At 63.6% G+C, this 14,444-nt stretch carries 12 protein-coding genes; 8 read left to right on the forward strand and 4 right to left on the reverse strand.

All coding sequences use genetic code 11. The features are described 5' to 3' along the window. Positions 1–48 precede the first annotated feature (48 nt). From H3V53_RS13505 to H3V53_RS13515, 3 genes are read left to right on the forward strand one after another with little or no spacing between them, the layout of a single operon-like run. Positions 49–1,251, forward strand: coding sequence for an alpha-hydroxy acid oxidase (locus H3V53_RS13505; protein WP_336598341.1), 1,203 nt, complete (start codon positions 49–51; stop codon positions 1,249–1,251). Positions 1,252–1,268: 17 nt separating this feature from the next. Next, the gene (locus tag H3V53_RS13510; RefSeq protein WP_336598342.1) at positions 1,269–2,054 is read left to right on the forward strand and encodes an SDR family oxidoreductase; all 786 of its coding nucleotides are present in this window, start codon (positions 1,269–1,271) and stop codon (positions 2,052–2,054) included. 28 nt (positions 2,055–2,082) lie between these two features. Further along, positions 2,083–3,672 (forward strand): aldehyde dehydrogenase (NADP(+)), encoded by a 1,590-nt coding sequence (locus H3V53_RS13515; protein ID WP_336598343.1) that lies wholly within the window; start codon positions 2,083–2,085, stop codon positions 3,670–3,672. Between the two features lie 52 nt (positions 3,673–3,724). On the opposite strand, the gene H3V53_RS13520 is transcribed toward H3V53_RS13515, so the two are convergent. The 3 genes from H3V53_RS13520 to H3V53_RS13530 form a co-directional block, all read right to left on the reverse strand. After that, entirely contained in the window at positions 3,725–4,930 is a 1,206-nt protein-coding gene (locus H3V53_RS13520; RefSeq protein WP_336598344.1) for an alpha/beta fold hydrolase, read from the reverse strand. 51 nt (positions 4,931–4,981) lie between these two features. Beyond that, positions 4,982–5,614, reverse strand: coding sequence for a hypothetical protein (locus H3V53_RS13525; RefSeq protein ID WP_336598345.1), 633 nt, complete (start codon positions 5,612–5,614; stop codon positions 4,982–4,984). 67 nt (positions 5,615–5,681) lie between these two features. Continuing rightward, complete coding sequence (locus H3V53_RS13530) at positions 5,682–6,839, reverse strand: NmrA family NAD(P)-binding protein (RefSeq protein WP_336598346.1); 1,158 nt, start codon at positions 6,837–6,839, stop codon at positions 5,682–5,684. 206 nt (positions 6,840–7,045) lie between these two features. Between H3V53_RS13530 and H3V53_RS13535 the strand changes: the two genes are divergently transcribed. Continuing rightward, entirely contained in the window at positions 7,046–7,552 is a 507-nt protein-coding gene (locus H3V53_RS13535) for a winged helix-turn-helix transcriptional regulator (RefSeq protein WP_054921864.1), read from the forward strand. Between the two features lie 95 nt (positions 7,553–7,647). Here the strand turns inward: H3V53_RS13535 and H3V53_RS13540 are convergent, their stop codons facing one another. Then, positions 7,648–8,409 (reverse strand): FCD domain-containing protein, encoded by a 762-nt coding sequence (locus H3V53_RS13540; protein WP_054921866.1) that lies wholly within the window; start codon positions 8,407–8,409, stop codon positions 7,648–7,650. A gap of 56 nt (positions 8,410–8,465) precedes the next feature. Between H3V53_RS13540 and H3V53_RS13545 the strand changes: the two genes are divergently transcribed. From H3V53_RS13545 to leuC, 4 genes are all read left to right on the forward strand, one after another. Next, complete coding sequence (locus H3V53_RS13545; protein WP_336598347.1) at positions 8,466–9,197, forward strand: enoyl-CoA hydratase/isomerase family protein; 732 nt, start codon at positions 8,466–8,468, stop codon at positions 9,195–9,197. Positions 9,198–9,293: 96 nt separating this feature from the next. Beyond that, on the forward strand, positions 9,294–10,694 hold the full coding sequence (locus tag H3V53_RS13550; protein ID WP_336598348.1) for an MFS transporter: 1,401 nt from the start codon (positions 9,294–9,296) through the stop codon (positions 10,692–10,694). 18 nt (positions 10,695–10,712) lie between these two features. Then, positions 10,713–12,224 carry an aldehyde dehydrogenase gene (locus H3V53_RS13555; RefSeq protein ID WP_336598349.1) on the forward strand — a complete coding sequence of 504 codons (1,512 nt, stop codon included), beginning with the start codon at positions 10,713–10,715 and terminating at the stop codon, positions 12,222–12,224. A 788-nt stretch (positions 12,225–13,012) separates the two neighbouring features. After that, positions 13,013–14,443, forward strand: a complete 1,431-nt coding sequence (gene leuC / locus H3V53_RS13560; RefSeq protein WP_336598350.1) for a 3-isopropylmalate dehydratase large subunit — start codon at positions 13,013–13,015, stop codon at positions 14,441–14,443. The last annotated feature ends 1 nt before the right edge of the window (position 14,444 follow it).

The raw sequence follows: 14,444 nt of genomic DNA on the forward strand, positions 1-14,444 counted from the left end.
CATCAAGGCAGTTTCCAAACCGATAGACAGTCAGGGTGCAGGGATCGAATGTCAGTCATTACGTGTGTCGAGGATTTGCGTCTGATGGCGAAGAAGCGCGTGCCGAAGGCGTTTTACGATTATGTCGATAGCGGCTCCTATTCGGAATGGACGTACCGCGAGAACAGCCGCGCGTTCGACGACCTGAAGCTGCAGCAACGTGTGGCCGTGAACGTCGAGGGCCGGAGCACGGCGAGCACGATGATCGGTCAGCGGGTGGCCATGCCCGTTGCCATCGCGCCGACCGGCCTCGCCGGCATGCAGTGGGCGAACGGCGAAATGCTCGGCGCGCTTGCTGCAAAGCGCTTCGGCGTGCCGTTCACGTTGTCGACGGTCAGCATCTGCTCGATCGAAGATGTCGCGCGTCATACGGCTGCGTCGTTCTGGTTTCAGCTCTACGTAATGCGCGATCGCGGCTTCAATGCGTCGCTGATCGAGCGCGCGAGGCTTGCCGGCTGTTCGGCGCTCGTCGTCACGCTGGATCTGCAGATCAACGGCCAGCGGCACAAGGACCTGAAGAACGGCATGACCGTTCCGCCGCGTCTCACGGCTTCCAATCTGCTCGATTTCGCGTCGAAGCCGGGCTGGATGCTGCGCGCGCTGCGCGGCGCCAAAACGTTCGGCAATCTGGCGGGCTACATCAAGGGCGGCGGCGACGTCATCGCGATCAGCAAGTGGGTGGCGCAACAATTCGACCCGACGCTCAGCTGGGACGATCTCGTCGCCATCCGGCGCAACTGGGATCGCAAGCTCGTGCTGAAGGGCATCATGAGCGTCGAGGACGCGCGCATGGCGGCATCGATCGGCGCCGATGCCATCGTCGTCAGCAATCACGGCGGGCGGCAACTGGATGGCGCGCCGTCCAGCATCGAAGCATTGCCCGCGATCGTCGAGGCGGTCGGCGACAAGATCGAGGTCTGGGTGGATGGCGGCATTCGCAGCGGACAGGACGTGATGAAAGCGCTCGCGCTGGGCGCGAAAGGGACCATGGTCGGACGTGCGTTCATGTACGCACTCGGCGCAATGGGCGAGGCCGGCGTCACCCGCATGCTGCACATACTGCAAAGCGAACTCGACGTCAGCATGGCTTTGTCGGGTGTGCGAACGATCGACGAAATCGGCCGACACAATCTTTATCAGCGTCGTCATGATCTGCTGTCGCGCGGCGGCGTGCGGGAGTCGCAGGATCGCGCTGAACCGGCAATCGTTTAAATCAAGGAGCAGGCGGGATGAATCTGAACATCGAAGGTCGCTGGGCGCTCGTGTGCGCGGCAAGCAAGGGGCTGGGCAAAGGTTGCGCGGAAGCGCTGGTCGCGGAGGGCGCCAACGTCGTCATCACGCGCGCGCAGCACGCGCTCGAAGCGACCGCACAGGCGCTGCGGGCGCTCAATCCCGCGGTGACGGTCAAGACCGTGGCCGGCGACATCACGACGCGCGAAGGGCGTGCGGCTGCCCTCGCGGCGGCGCCGCACATCGACATTCTCGTGAACAACGCAGGCGGCCCGCCGCCGGGCGATTTTCGCAACTGGTCGCGCGAGGACTGGATCGCCGCCGTCGATGCGAACATGCTGACGCCGATCGAGTTGATCAAGGCAACCGTGGACGGCATGGCCGAACGCGGCTTCGGCCGCATCGTCAATATCACGTCGGGTGCGGTGAAGGCGCCCATCGACGTGCTGGGACTATCGAACGGTGCGCGCTCGGGGCTGACGGGTTTCATCGCGGGACTGGCGCGGCAAAAGCGTATCGCCCAGGCCAATGTGACCATCAACAATCTGCTGCCGGGGCTGTTCGAAACCGACCGTTTGCGTCAGTCGACGCGGGCAGCGGCCGACGCGCATGGTCAAAGCTACGAGACGGCGCTGGAAGCGAAGCGCCAGATCGTGCCGGCGGGGCGCTTCGGCACGCCTGCGGAGTTCGGGGTGTTCTGCGCCTTCTTGTGCAGCGCGCAGGCCGGTTATCTGACGGGTCAGAATGTGCTGCTGGACGGCGGCGCTTACCCGGGCACCTTCTGACATTGTTATCCCCATAGAGGAAATGGAAATGAACATCGCTGGGAACTTGCTGATTGGCCAGAGCGTGCGAGGCGGAACGAACGGCGTGTCGTATGCCATCGACGCCGCGAGCGGCGAGCGTCTGGAGCCGGGCTTCGGCGGCGCGACGCTCGAAGACGTCGACGCTGCATGTGCATTGGCGTGGACCGCTTTCGATATCTTCCGCGAAACCACGCTCGAAGCCCGGGCGGAGTTTCTGGAGGCGATCGCGGCCAACATCCTCGCAGCAGGCGATGCGTTGATCGAGCGCTGCGTCGCGGAGTCGGGCTTGCCGCGCGCGCGAATCGAAGGTGAACGCGCGCGAACCGTGGGGCAGTTGCGGATGTTCGCGGGCGTCGTGCGAGCGGGCGACTTTCTCGAAGCGCGCATCGATCCCGCTCAGCCCGAGCGCAAGCCGATGCCGCGCGTCGATCTGCGTTTGCGGCACATCGGGCTCGGCCCCGTCGCAGTGTTCGGCGCCAGCAATTTTCCGCTGGCGTTCTCGGTGGCAGGGGGCGACACCGCTTCCGCGCTGGCGGCTGGGTGCCCGGTAATCGTCAAGGCGCATGCCGCGCATCCCGGCACGTCGGAACTGGTCGGCATGGCCGTGCAGAAGGCAGTGAAGGATTGCGCGATGCCCGAGGGAACGTTTTCGCTGCTGTTCGGAAGCGGCCGCGAAATCGGCCAGGGGCTGGTGCGCGATCCCCGCATCAAGGCGGTCGGATTCACCGGCTCGCGTCATGCGGGAACCGAGTTGATGGCAGTCGCCGCCGCGCGTCCCGAGCCCGTTCCCGTCTATGCGGAGATGAGCAGCATCAATCCCGTGTTGCTGTTTCCGCATGCGCTCGAGCAGCGCGGCGAAGCGATCGCACAGGCGTTCGTGCAATCATTGACGCTCGGTGCCGGGCAGTTCTGCACGAACCCGGGTTTGATTCTCGCTGTGGAAGGTCCCGCACTCGACCGTTTCGTGACTGCCGCTTCGCAGGCGCTGAGCGAGGTTCCGGCGGCAACGATGCTCACGCCGGGCATTCATCGTGCGTTCGAAACAGCGGTGTCGAAGTTCGCCGACCATCCACAGGTGCAGACGGCAGCGCGCGCGCAGCCCGCGACGGGCGCGAACAAGGGACAAGGCGCGCTGTTTGTGACGAGCGCCACCGCCTTTCGTGAGCAAGCGGCATTGCAGGAAGAAATATTCGGCGCGGCGTCATTGATCGTGCGTTGCCCCGATCTGCAAACGATGCGCGAACTGATCGAGTCGCTGGAAGGTCAATTGACGGCGGCGCTGCAGATCGACGAAGCCGATTACGCGGCGGCGCGCTCGTTCCTTCCGGCACTCGAGCGACGCGTGGGACGCGTGCTCGTCAATGGCTTTGGCACGGGCGTCGAAGTCGGGCATGCGATGGTCCACGGCGGTCCTTATCCTTCCACCGCCGACGGCCGTTCCACTTCCGTAGGCAGCCTCGCGATCCGCCGCTTTCTGCGGCCGGTGAGCTATCAGGACATGCCGGAGGCGCTGCTGCCCGAGTCGTTGAAAACAGGCAACCCGTGGCGAATCAATCGTCTCGTCGACGGGAAGATCGCGTTGGCGCAGCACGCCTGATCGTCGTTGCACAAGTCGGCGCAGTTGCACCGCCGCCTTCGAGGCGGCGGGTTCATGAGCCGGATGAACTCTGTACCGATGCTGCGCTGCTTGCGCCCGCCTGTGACGGTGAATCGCCGAGCCACTGCATGAAATCGCCCACATGCTGCGCCCAGAGGTCGGGGCGGGTCATGGTGAAGTGGCCCGGCGATGACGGCGTGCCCTGCTGCACGGTGTACCTGCCGCGCTGAAGCGTCGGTACGAGTCGCTCGAGGACCTGCAGTGTGTCGGGATTGAATTCGTCGTCGGAGAAATTCAGGGCATATAGCCTGGTCTTGATCCTGGATAGCCCCGGCTCGGGATCGTAATCGAACGACGACTTGAGTGAATAAAGGATGTCGTTCGGGTCGACGTGCTCCGCCTGGAAACGCGTGGTCGCGAGAAACTTGTCGGCAGCCGCGCCGTCGGGAATCTCGTGCTGTAGCGCGGGCGCGCTGTCGATCATCATGCGCAGTATCCGGAAGCCATCGACCCAGCCGCCGGGCGTTTGCGTATAGTTCCCGCTCTTCCAGTCCGGATCGGAGCGGATCGCGTCGATCACCATGCGCCGCCACAGCAGATTGCGGCCCGAGACCGTGATCGGCAGCGACACGACGGGCATCACGCCGTCCATCATGTCGGGATACGCCTCGGCCCACTGCCATGCGTTCATGCCGCCCATCGACATGCCGAGAATCGCGTGCAGATGCTGGATACCCAAGGTTTGCGTCACCAGCTTGTGCTGGAGATCGACGATGTCGCCGTAATCGTAGTTGGGAAATTTCGCCTTCAGTCCGTCACTCGGTTTGCTCGACTGGCCGTGGCCCACGTTATCGGGAAAGATCAGATAGTAGCGGTTAGCGTCGAGGGGTCGCCCGGGGTCGAACAGCGCCTTCGTGTAAGTTGGACCCAGCAGCGTCCTGCCGTCAGCGCCCGTCCAGTGCAGGACCAGAACGGCGTTGTCGATGGCGCCTTGCGCATTGCGATGCGGTGTGCCGAGCGTCGCATAGTGAAGCTTTAACCGGGGCAGCGTCTCGCCGTCCCTGAACCTGTAGTTGTCGAACCAGGCATCGGCCTGATTCGCCGCCGGATTCCCGCGCTGGTCGAGCGGCACCGCTTCATTGGCGGATGCGGGCGTCGGCGCGCTGGCCGGGGGCGATACGGTGCCCGCGAAGATGGACCCGGACATCAGCAAGCCAAGCAGCGCGCTAGTTGCGGCACGGGTACGACGAAATTTCATGATGATTTCCTGGCTGGATTGAGGAAGGCGTGTGTGCGGCTGGATTTCGGGTCATGCCGTTGCGTCGGCATGCTTGACGTCGCGTTCGACAGTTCCCGCGCAGCGACGCAGCAAGTCGAACGCCATGATGTGGCTCGCCCCCGAGATTCCGACGCCGTAGAAGGGGATCAAGGCCATCGGCAGTGTCTGGATGCCCGACATGCGGGGATCGTTGAGCAGGAAGCAGGTCAACCCTGTACCGACTGCCACCACGAAATCGGCAAATCCGAACAGATGGAAGACCAGATAGCGGTTGCGCGTCTTCGGCAGCGAGGTGACGCCGAGGGCCAGCAAGCCGGCGATGAGATCGCCCCATCCCGCATTCCGGACAAAGACTTCCGGCAGAAGGCCGTGCGCCCCGTACCAGAAGAAAACCAGCGCGGCTGCGATGCGCCAGATATGGAAGGCCGTCAGCGTCTGCAATCCCGCCGTCTCGATGTAGGCCCGAAAGCGCCTGGACAAACCGTAGACGACGACTGGCACGACGATCCCCAAGGCGATGAGGCCCGCAAGCCACAACGGATAGATGGCACGGTAGGCGCCAGTCCCGGCGGCGATAACAACGGCCATTCCCCATACTGACAGGACGGCCAACAGGATGCGCGTCCCACGGTTCTTACGAATCTCAACTGTCTTGTTCATCATCAATATTCATTAGGGTGACTAATTGATCGATATGCTTGTCAGCGCATGCCGCGTACCGTCTGCGCAGTTACAGCGCGCCCTTTCTGCCGTCTTCGGTCAGCTTCAGAAGCGGCGTCGACTTGAGCAGATTGTCCGTCTGCACGCGCTCCCACAGACTTCCTTTTCGTTGCTGACGACCACGTTCGTCTTCGAGACGAAGCCACTGTTCGACGGTCCTGATACGGTTCGGATGGATCTCGTCGAGCAGCGCGTAGTCGCGTTGGATCACGTTGTGCTTCCAGATATTCCAGAACCCGGTGAAGTTGTCGCGAAAGCTCATCGTGCTCTTGTCATTCGGATCCGCGTTGTATCCGGCGGGCAGGCGGGCGGCCATCTTGAGCGGCCCATTCCAGTAGGTGTCCAGATCCGTGTCGATATAGCGAGCCGCATGTCCCGTTACCCGCTCGAAGGCCTCAGCCAGTTTTTGGTATCCGACCTGCTCGATCGCGACTTCGAGTGCCATGCCGTTCGCGCGTTCGGGATGGTCAAACAACCAGCGCGCGTAGTGGCCGCAATCGTCCAGCGCGACGTGAGGCACCGTGCCGTTGCCAAGCGGCACACGCCAGGTCAGCACGCCGTCTTCGACGAGCGGCATCATCGGCGTCATGGCCGAAATCGCCATCTCCATGTACGGCCCTGTGGTGAACACGGCTGCACCCATGCGGTCCCCGTTCGTCTGGTTCTGGAACAGAATCCATTCCCCTATGCGGCCCTTGCCGTCATAGTGGCCGGTGCGAAAGCGGGAATCGTAGCCGGCCTTCTTGAGTGCATAGTCGAGGTTGCCATACACGAAAAACCTGATGCCTTCCTCAAGCGCAATTTCGTAGCAACGGATCGCCCAGTAGATCTCGGTTTTCTCGCCTGTGTTGAAGCCGTCGAGATTGATATAGGCACCGTCGCAACCGCGGAAACCTTCTCGCAGGATGGCCTCGTCGGCGAACGAACCCTTCAGGATGGAGACGTTGCCGAGTGCGAGCAGCGCCTTGGCACGCCGGGAATCAGGGTCACGGCTCAAAGCCCGGACGGAATATTTGCCGTCGGCTACAAGCGTGCGGATGACAGGCAGGCCCTGCGCGCCTGTGCCGCCGACGACGAATATCCGGGACGCAATCTGGGAAGACATGGTGGTTTCCTTGAGGTCGAAACAACGGGCATCGCCGCTAACGCCTGCGGACAGGCCGGCCACTAACTCTTATGATAAGAGTTAGTGGCCGACCCAGCAAGCACTTTTCGGCTTTGGGTTCGGGACTTGAAGGAACTGCGTTGTGAGATCGTATCCGCCTATACGCGTGCGACTCTTATAATGAGACTTACCCGGCAATGAGACTTACCCGGCGACGATCGTCGGACTACCAGGGACACGGACAAGGGACACGGACAAGGGACACGGACATGCGATCGAAGGGTTTCGACGGAATGGTGTGCCCGATCGCGGGCGTGATGGCGGCGATCGGCGACCGATGGGGTTTGCTGATTCTGCGCGATCTTGTTTGCGGGCTCAGCCGATATGACGAGTTTCGCCAGTCGTCCGGCATCACCAATGCAACGCTCAGCGATCGGCTCAAACACCTCGAGGCCAACGAGCTGGTTGAGCGCAGGCGCTATCAGGTCAATCCGGAGCGGTTCGAATATCTGTTGACCCGCAAGGGCCGGCAGCTCGCCCCGCTGATGCCGATGCTCGCCCAGATTGGGGATAGTCTCGAAGTTTCCGGAGCGCCGGCGCCGCCGATGAAGTTCGTGAATCGAAAGACGGGGGCCGAAGTACGGTGGAGCTTTGTCGATCAGAACACGGGCGAGCCAATCAACCCGGCCGATCTGGCCATCGAGGAAGGCCCCGGCGCCGACGATCTGGTCCGCTGGCGCTTATCTCAACGTGAGCATCGCCGCGAGAAAGCCTGACGTTTGCTCGCGCCCGGCTACCGACACTATCGACGCTATCGACCATGCTTTGTCGGCATCGGGTGCACAGCATCATTCACCAGCGCCGCCTGCGCTTATTTGCTGGCATTGTTGAGCACATCGAGCGCCGCCGCGCATGCGCCCCGCAGTTGTTCACGCATCAAATCCTGCACATCGCCCGTTCCATTGACGATTGCATCGCGAATTCGCACTGCCTGTTCGAACGACGCGCGCATCCGTCCGCCTCGCGCCATGGCGATACGGCGCAGACGGCGCACAGGCCCAATCAACGACGCATGGTTCTGCTGCAACGTGCGGTTGTCGGCTATCGTCATCACGATCGTGTAAAAGCGGTCCAACGCATCGACATAGGCCGCCGCGTCGTCGGCCTCTACGCTGGCGCGCATCGCGTTGATCACCTCGTCTAGCTGCGCGGCGCCGAGCGGTGTCATGCGCTCGGACGCGAGTTGCACCGCGAGGCATTCGAGCGCGGCACGCACCGTATAAATCTCCTCGACGTCACGCAGCGTCACCGAGCGCACATAGGCGCCCACGCGCGGCAGGATCGTCACCAGCCCTTCGCGCTCCAGTTGCGCGAACGCCTCACGCATCGGCGTGCGGCTGACGTTCAGCTGCTTCGCGACCTGTACCTCCGACAGACGGCTGCCCGGCGCGAGCACGCCTTCCACGATTGCCTCGCGCAGCGCGGGCACGACGACGCCATCGCTCAACGAATCGCCTGCGGAATCCAGCGAGCGCAGCTGCGCGTGGTAGCGCGTGGCGATCGATTCAAGCGTAGGCGCCTGGCGCCTGGGGGCCGTCGTGGCTTTTGAGGATGCTGTTTTTGCGGCGGGCATTGACACCTCGGATTTCTCTGAATACGCTGTATACAGATTATACATCAGGAGACGACATGGATCGCAGTCCATTGCAGGCGCCCGTTCTGATCGACCATAGCGGCGATACGCTCACTTTTACGCTAAACCGTCCGGACGAGGGCAACGAAGTCTCCGGTGCGATGTTCGACGCGATGTCCGATGCGTTGCGCAGCGAAGCCGTGCAGGCGAAGGCGCGCGTCCTGCGCATCCGCGCGCACGGCGATGTGTTCTGCACGGGCCGCGAGCGCGCGGGCAGGGATGCCGTGTCGATCCGCGCCGAAGTCGCGCGATTGATCGAACTCAAGCGGCTCGTACGCAACACGTCGTTGATATCGATTGCACAGGTGCAGGGCGATGCATTCGGTTTCGGCTTCGGACTCGCAATTCTGTGCGACTTCACGCTCGTCGCGTCGTCGGCGCGGCTCGCGTTCCCTGAGATGCGCGCCGGTCTTCCGCCCGCCGCGATCATGGCGTACCTCGGCGGCTATGCGTTGCCGAAGGCCGTGTTCCCGATGGTCTTGTTCGGCGACGTCATCGCACCGGAAGCGGCCTTGCAGGCTGGGCTCATCACGCGCGTATGCGAGCCCGCGACTCTGCATGCCGACGCGGATGCGCTTGCCGCACGCATTCTCTCGCTCGACGAAGCGGGCGCGAGAGGGTGCAAGGCATTCTTCCTCGCGGCGCAGGAAGGCAGCGTCGAGCAGAACTTCCGCGCCGCAACCGACATGCTGACCGTCAACGCATTGCGGCTGATGCAGGCCCGCTGAGCGCGGCCGCGCTTCGCCAGCTCGATACAACACGGCGTGCGGATGCGGCAGAAAGCGCTGAGGCGCTGCGCACCGTAACGTCGACAGGAGACAGACATGAACGTCAACGCAGGAGCCAGGCTCGACCGCTTGCCGATGTCGGGATTTCATCGGCGCATCATGTGGCTGATCGGCATTGGCATGTTTTTCGATGGTTTCGACATCTACGTTGCGTCGACGGTGCTCGGTGCGACGCTCAAATCCGGCTTCTCCACGCTCGGACAGAATGCGCTGTTCGTGTCGCTGACCTTTCTCGGCATGATGCTCGGCTCGCTCGGCACCGGTTTCCTTGGTGACCGCTTCGGCCGGCGCTTTACGTATCAGGCGAACCTCGCTGTATTCGGGCTGGCGTCGCTCGGTGCCGCGCTCGCACCGAGCATGAGCGTGCTGATTGCGTGCCGCTTCGTGATGGGACTCGGCCTCGGCGCGGAAAACGTGGTCGGTTACTCGACGCTGACGGAATTCGTGCCGCCGCAAAAGCGCGGCAAGCTGCAGGGTTTGATGGCGGTGTTCGTCGTGTCGGGCTTGCCCGTCGCGGGGCTGATCGGGCTCTTGCTGATTCCGTCGTTCGGCTGGCGCGCGATGTTCGTGCTCGGCGGCATTGGCGCACTGGGCGTCTGGTATGCGCGCAAGTCGTTGCCTGAGTCGCCGCGCTGGCTCGATTCCGTTGGACGGCACGACGAAGCCGATGCGATTTTGCGTCGAATCGAAACCGAGGTGACGGCCGCGCGAGGCGGCGAACCGCTGCCAGTGCCAGCTTCGACGAAACCCGGCGCGGCCGGCTCGCAGATGCTGTCGTTCGGTTCGCTGTTCAGCGGCGTGATGCTGCAGCGGATGATCGTCGGCTGCGTGACGCTCATCGTCATCAATACGCTGCTGTATGGCTTCGTCACGTGGCTGCCGACGTTCTTCGTGCATCAGGGCTTCAGCATCGCGAAGTCGTTCGGCTTTGCGCTCGTCATGTCGCTCGGCGCGCCCATCGGCTCCGCAATCGGCGCCCTGACGGCCGATGCCTGGGGACGCAAGCCGACCATCATCGGCTCGTCGCTCGCTGCCATCGTGTTCGGCGCAATGTATCCGTTCATCACGAACCCCGTGGTGCTCCCCATCGTCGGCTTGCTGCTGACCATTCCGATTTACGTGCTGGTCGCGCTGCTCTTCGCCGTGTACGTGCCCGAACTCTTTCCGACGGAAGTGCGGCTGCGCGCGTCGGGCGTCTGCAACACGCTGGGACGCGGGGCCACCATCATCACGCCTTTCATCGTGGTGTCGCTGTTCGCGCAATACGGCATCGTCGGCGTGCTCGCGATGATGATCGGTTTGCTCGCCGTGCAGATCGTCGTGGTGGCATGGCTGGGCGTCGAACCGACGGGGCGGCGCCTCGAAGACCTTCAGCCGGAAGACACAAGCTCGCGCGATGCGCTGCATACCGATGCACACGCTTCGCCTCTCAAATGACTCGACAGGAACAATGCAATGGATACAACCAACACGCAGCACTACGACGCACAATTGTTGATCGACGGCGAATGGACGGATGCCGAGGAAGGCCGCACGCTCGATATCCTGAATCCCGCGACGGGTGAGGTGATCGGGGCGCTCGCGTCGGCTTCGGCCAGCGACGTGGATCGCGCTGTGCAGGCAGGGCATCGCGCGTTCGAAGGCGGCGCGTGGCGCGATATGCCGATCCAGCAGCGTGCGCGCATTCTCAATCGCTTCGCCGATCTGTTCGAAGCGGATCTCGAACAGTTCTATAAGCTCGAAACACTCAATAACGGCCGTCCCGTGTCGGAGACGCGCGCGCAGATTTCACGGCTGCCGCAGTTCTATCGCTACTTCGCCGCGCTCGCGCTCACACGCCGCAGCGACGTGATTCCCATCGAAGGACCGTACCTGTGCTACACGCAGCGCGTGCCGCTCGGCGTGGTCGCGCTGATGACATCGTTCAATCATCCGTTGATGATTCTCTCGAAGAGCCTCGCGCCCGCGCTCGCGACGGGCAACAGCGTGGTCATCAAGGCTTCGGAACAGACGCCGCTCACGACCGTGCGGCTCGTGAGGCTGCTGCAGGAAGCGGGCGTCCCAAGAGGCGTTGTCAACGTCGTGAACGGGGAGGGGCGCGAAGCGGGCGCGGCACTCGCACGTCATCCGCTGATCCGCAAAGTCGTGTTCACGGGCGGCACGGAAGTGGGTCGCTCGATTGGTGAGGCAGCCGCGCACAATTTCGCGCTCACCACGCTGGAACTGGGCGGCAAGGGCGCGGTGATCCTTTTCGACGATTTCGATATGGAGCGTGCGGTGAACGGCGCGGCGTTCGCGGCGTTTATCGGCGCTGGGCAGACCTGCGTGTGCGGTGCGCGCATCCTGGTGCAGAAGTCGATGTATGCGGCGTTCCTCGAACGCTTCCGCGCGAAGGTGGATGGCATCCGCGTGGGCGATCCGGCTGATGCGAAGACCCAGCTTGGGCCGGTGATTTCCGAGCGCTCGCGGCAGCGCATCCTCGCGATGCTCGAACGCGCGAAGGAGGCAGGTGCAAAAGTGCTGACAGGGGGACGCGTGCCGGCCGCCTTGAGGTCGGGGTATTTCCTCGAGCCCACCGTCATCTATGACGCGAATCCGCATTCGGAGATCGGCCAGGACGAGGTATTTGGGCCCGTGACGGTTGTCATGCCGTTCGAAGACGAAGCCGATGCGATCCGGATCGCCAACGATACGCAGTTCGGTCTAGCCGCTTCCATCTGGACGCAGGACGTCGCGCGTGCGCATCGGGTCGCGGGCAAGCTGGAATTCGGCATGGTGTGGGTCAACGACCATCATCGTCTGGACCCGGCGTCGCCGTGGGGCGGATTCAAGAACAGCGGCGTCGGACGCGAGACGGGCATCGAGTCATTCGACCAGTTCAGCGAACCGCGCGCGGTGACGATCAACACGACGGGCAAGACGGTCGACTGGTATGCGGACGATGGCGAACTCAAGCGGCTGAACTAGGCAGCGAGGTCCGGGGAGAACCCGTTGTGCGGCGCTGATGCCCCGCTCATCGCCATTGACCCGGACCTGGCGTGCAGCAGGACGAGCGCGAGCGTCCTGCCTGCGGCAGCGTCAGCGTTGCACCGCATTGCGCGTCGAGCCGCATATCGCAGACGTCCATCGGCGGGAAGGTGAGCGCCGGACCAGCGCTGCCGGCGTAGTTGCCCGATCACCCGCACATGTCCAGCGCCTTCGCGCAACCGGACCAGAGGAATCTGATTGGCCAGGATGCCCTGATAGCCTGGCGGGGTCATCTTGTCCTTCGCGGGCCGATCGACCCAAAGATGGACCCTCTCCAGCGTCCCGCCTGTTCTGGCGAACGCGCACGAATGGAACGCCTCATGCAGTATCCGTGCGCCCGCTGTCATCCATTGCACCTCGCCGGGTACTGATAGTCGCGTCCTGCCGACCAGGGCGGAACTCCATCCAAAACGCACGCGCCTGGCAGCGGGCGCGACTGCTCTTCGAACTGCAATGGATTTGCGCCTGCAGCAGAGCGAGCCGCGCTGCGTTTCCCGCTAAGTAGCCGCTGGCCTTGTCGAATTGGTCTGCAACCTACCGTGGCCGTCGCTCGATCGAGCATGTCCGCGCCGGTCAATCCCATCATCGCGATCGGCGATGGTGCCTTTCCAAAAGACCACGTACAGCGCGACTGGCCTGATGCATGATGTTTTCTCATCAAATCCAGCTGCGCAACCGCAGGGCCGATTTTCCCGCGGCCAATAAATCGATGGAGCGAGACGAAGCCAATGCCACCCGATCAGGCGATCATGGGTCCGAGGACCCTTTACGACAAAATCTGGGACGCCCACCGGGTTATGTCGCGTGACGATGGGCAGGACTTGCTGTTCATCGACCGGCATTTCGTTCACGACGTCACCGCGCAATCGTTCGACATGTTGCGCGAACGCGGACTCAAACCACGCTCCCCCGAGCGCATCTTCGGCACGGCCGACCATTACGTTTCGAGCGCAGCGAATGACATGGCGTCCGTGGCGGACCCCGAGCGCCGGGCCATGATCGTCGCACTGCAGCGTGACACGGCAGAGTCGCATATCACGCTGTTTGGGATGGCTGACAGCCGGCGCGGGATCGTCCATGTGGTCGGGCCCGAGCAGGGTCTGAGTCTGCCTGGCATGACGCTCGTCTGCGCCGACAGCCACACGTCGACACACGGCGCACTGGGCGCGCTGGCTTTCGGTATCGGTGCGACGGAGGTGGCTCACGTGCTCGCCACGCAATGTCTGTGGCAGCGCAAGTCGAGCAACATGCGGGTCGTCATCGACGGCGCACTGGGCCCGGGCATCACGGCCAAAGATCTGATCCTCGCCGTGATTGCGCGGATCGGCGTGGCGGGCGCAACCGGCCACGTGATCGAGTACGCAGGCTCGGCGATCAGCGGTCTGTCGATGGAAGGGCGGCTGACGCTGTGCAACATGACCATCGAGGCGGGCGCCCGCGCCGGCATGATCGCTCCCGACGAAACCACGTTCGCCTACCTGTCGGGCCGTCCATTCGCGCCAATGGGCGAGCAGTGGGAGCGGGCAGTGGCGTACTGGCGCACGTTGTTTTCCGATGCAGGTGCGAGGTTCGAACGGGAGGTGCATGTCGACGCGGCCGAGATTGCCCCGATGGTGACGTGGGGCACCACGCCCGAACATGCGTGTGCGATCGACCAGCGCGTGCCCGATCCTGCAGAGCAGGCCGATCCCGATCTCCGTGCGGCAATGGCGGGGGCGTTGGACTACATGGGATTGACCGCTCGCGAGGCGCTGGAAGGCGTGGCCATCGACCGGGTGTTTATTGGCTCGTGCACCAACGGGCGTATTGAAGACCTGCGCCACGCAGCGGAGGTTGCGCGCGGTCGTCGCGTTGCGCCGGGGGTCGAGGCGTGGGTGGTGCCGGGATCGCACCCGGTGCGCGCGCAGGCCGAGGCCGAGGGACTGGACCGCGTGTTCCGCGAAGCGGGGTTTGAGTGGCGGTTCCCGGGCTGCTCCATGTGCCTTGCCACTAACGGCGATATCGCCGCACCCGGCCAGCGTTGTGCCTCCACCTCGAACCGCAATTTCGTGGGGCGCCAGGGCCCCGGCGTGCGCACGCATCTGATGAGTCCGTCCATGGCTGCGGCGGCCGCAATAACGGGGCGCTTGACCGATGTTCGCCGCCTGCTCGGAGCCTGAT

The sequence above is a fragment of the Paraburkholderia bengalensis genome (assembly GCF_037126505.1).
Classification (GTDB): domain Bacteria; phylum Pseudomonadota; class Gammaproteobacteria; order Burkholderiales; family Burkholderiaceae; genus Paraburkholderia; species Paraburkholderia bengalensis.

Bases quoted from the DNA above. Each gene is read 5' to 3' on its own strand.
- H3V53_RS13505 (WP_336598341.1), top strand. From the start codon at position 49: ATGTCAGTCATTACGTGTGTCGAGGATTTGCGTCTGATGGCGAAGAAG.
- H3V53_RS13510 (WP_336598342.1), top strand. From the start codon at position 1,269: ATGAATCTGAACATCGAAGGTCGCTGGGCGCTCGTGTGCGCGGCAAGC.
- H3V53_RS13515 (WP_336598343.1), top strand. From the start codon at position 2,083: ATGAACATCGCTGGGAACTTGCTGATTGGCCAGAGCGTGCGAGGCGGA.
- H3V53_RS13520 (WP_336598344.1), bottom strand. From the start codon at position 4,930: ATGAAATTTCGTCGTACCCGTGCCGCAACTAGCGCGCTGCTTGGCTTG.
- H3V53_RS13525 (WP_336598345.1), bottom strand. From the start codon at position 5,614: ATGATGAACAAGACAGTTGAGATTCGTAAGAACCGTGGGACGCGCATC.
- H3V53_RS13535 (WP_054921864.1), top strand. From the start codon at position 7,046: ATGCGATCGAAGGGTTTCGACGGAATGGTGTGCCCGATCGCGGGCGTG.
- H3V53_RS13540 (WP_054921866.1), bottom strand. From the start codon at position 8,409: ATGCCCGCCGCAAAAACAGCATCCTCAAAAGCCACGACGGCCCCCAGG.
- H3V53_RS13545 (WP_336598347.1), top strand. From the start codon at position 8,466: ATGGATCGCAGTCCATTGCAGGCGCCCGTTCTGATCGACCATAGCGGC.
- H3V53_RS13550 (WP_336598348.1), top strand. From the start codon at position 9,294: ATGAACGTCAACGCAGGAGCCAGGCTCGACCGCTTGCCGATGTCGGGA.
- H3V53_RS13555 (WP_336598349.1), top strand. From the start codon at position 10,713: ATGGATACAACCAACACGCAGCACTACGACGCACAATTGTTGATCGAC.
- leuC (WP_336598350.1), top strand. From the start codon at position 13,013: ATGCCACCCGATCAGGCGATCATGGGTCCGAGGACCCTTTACGACAAA.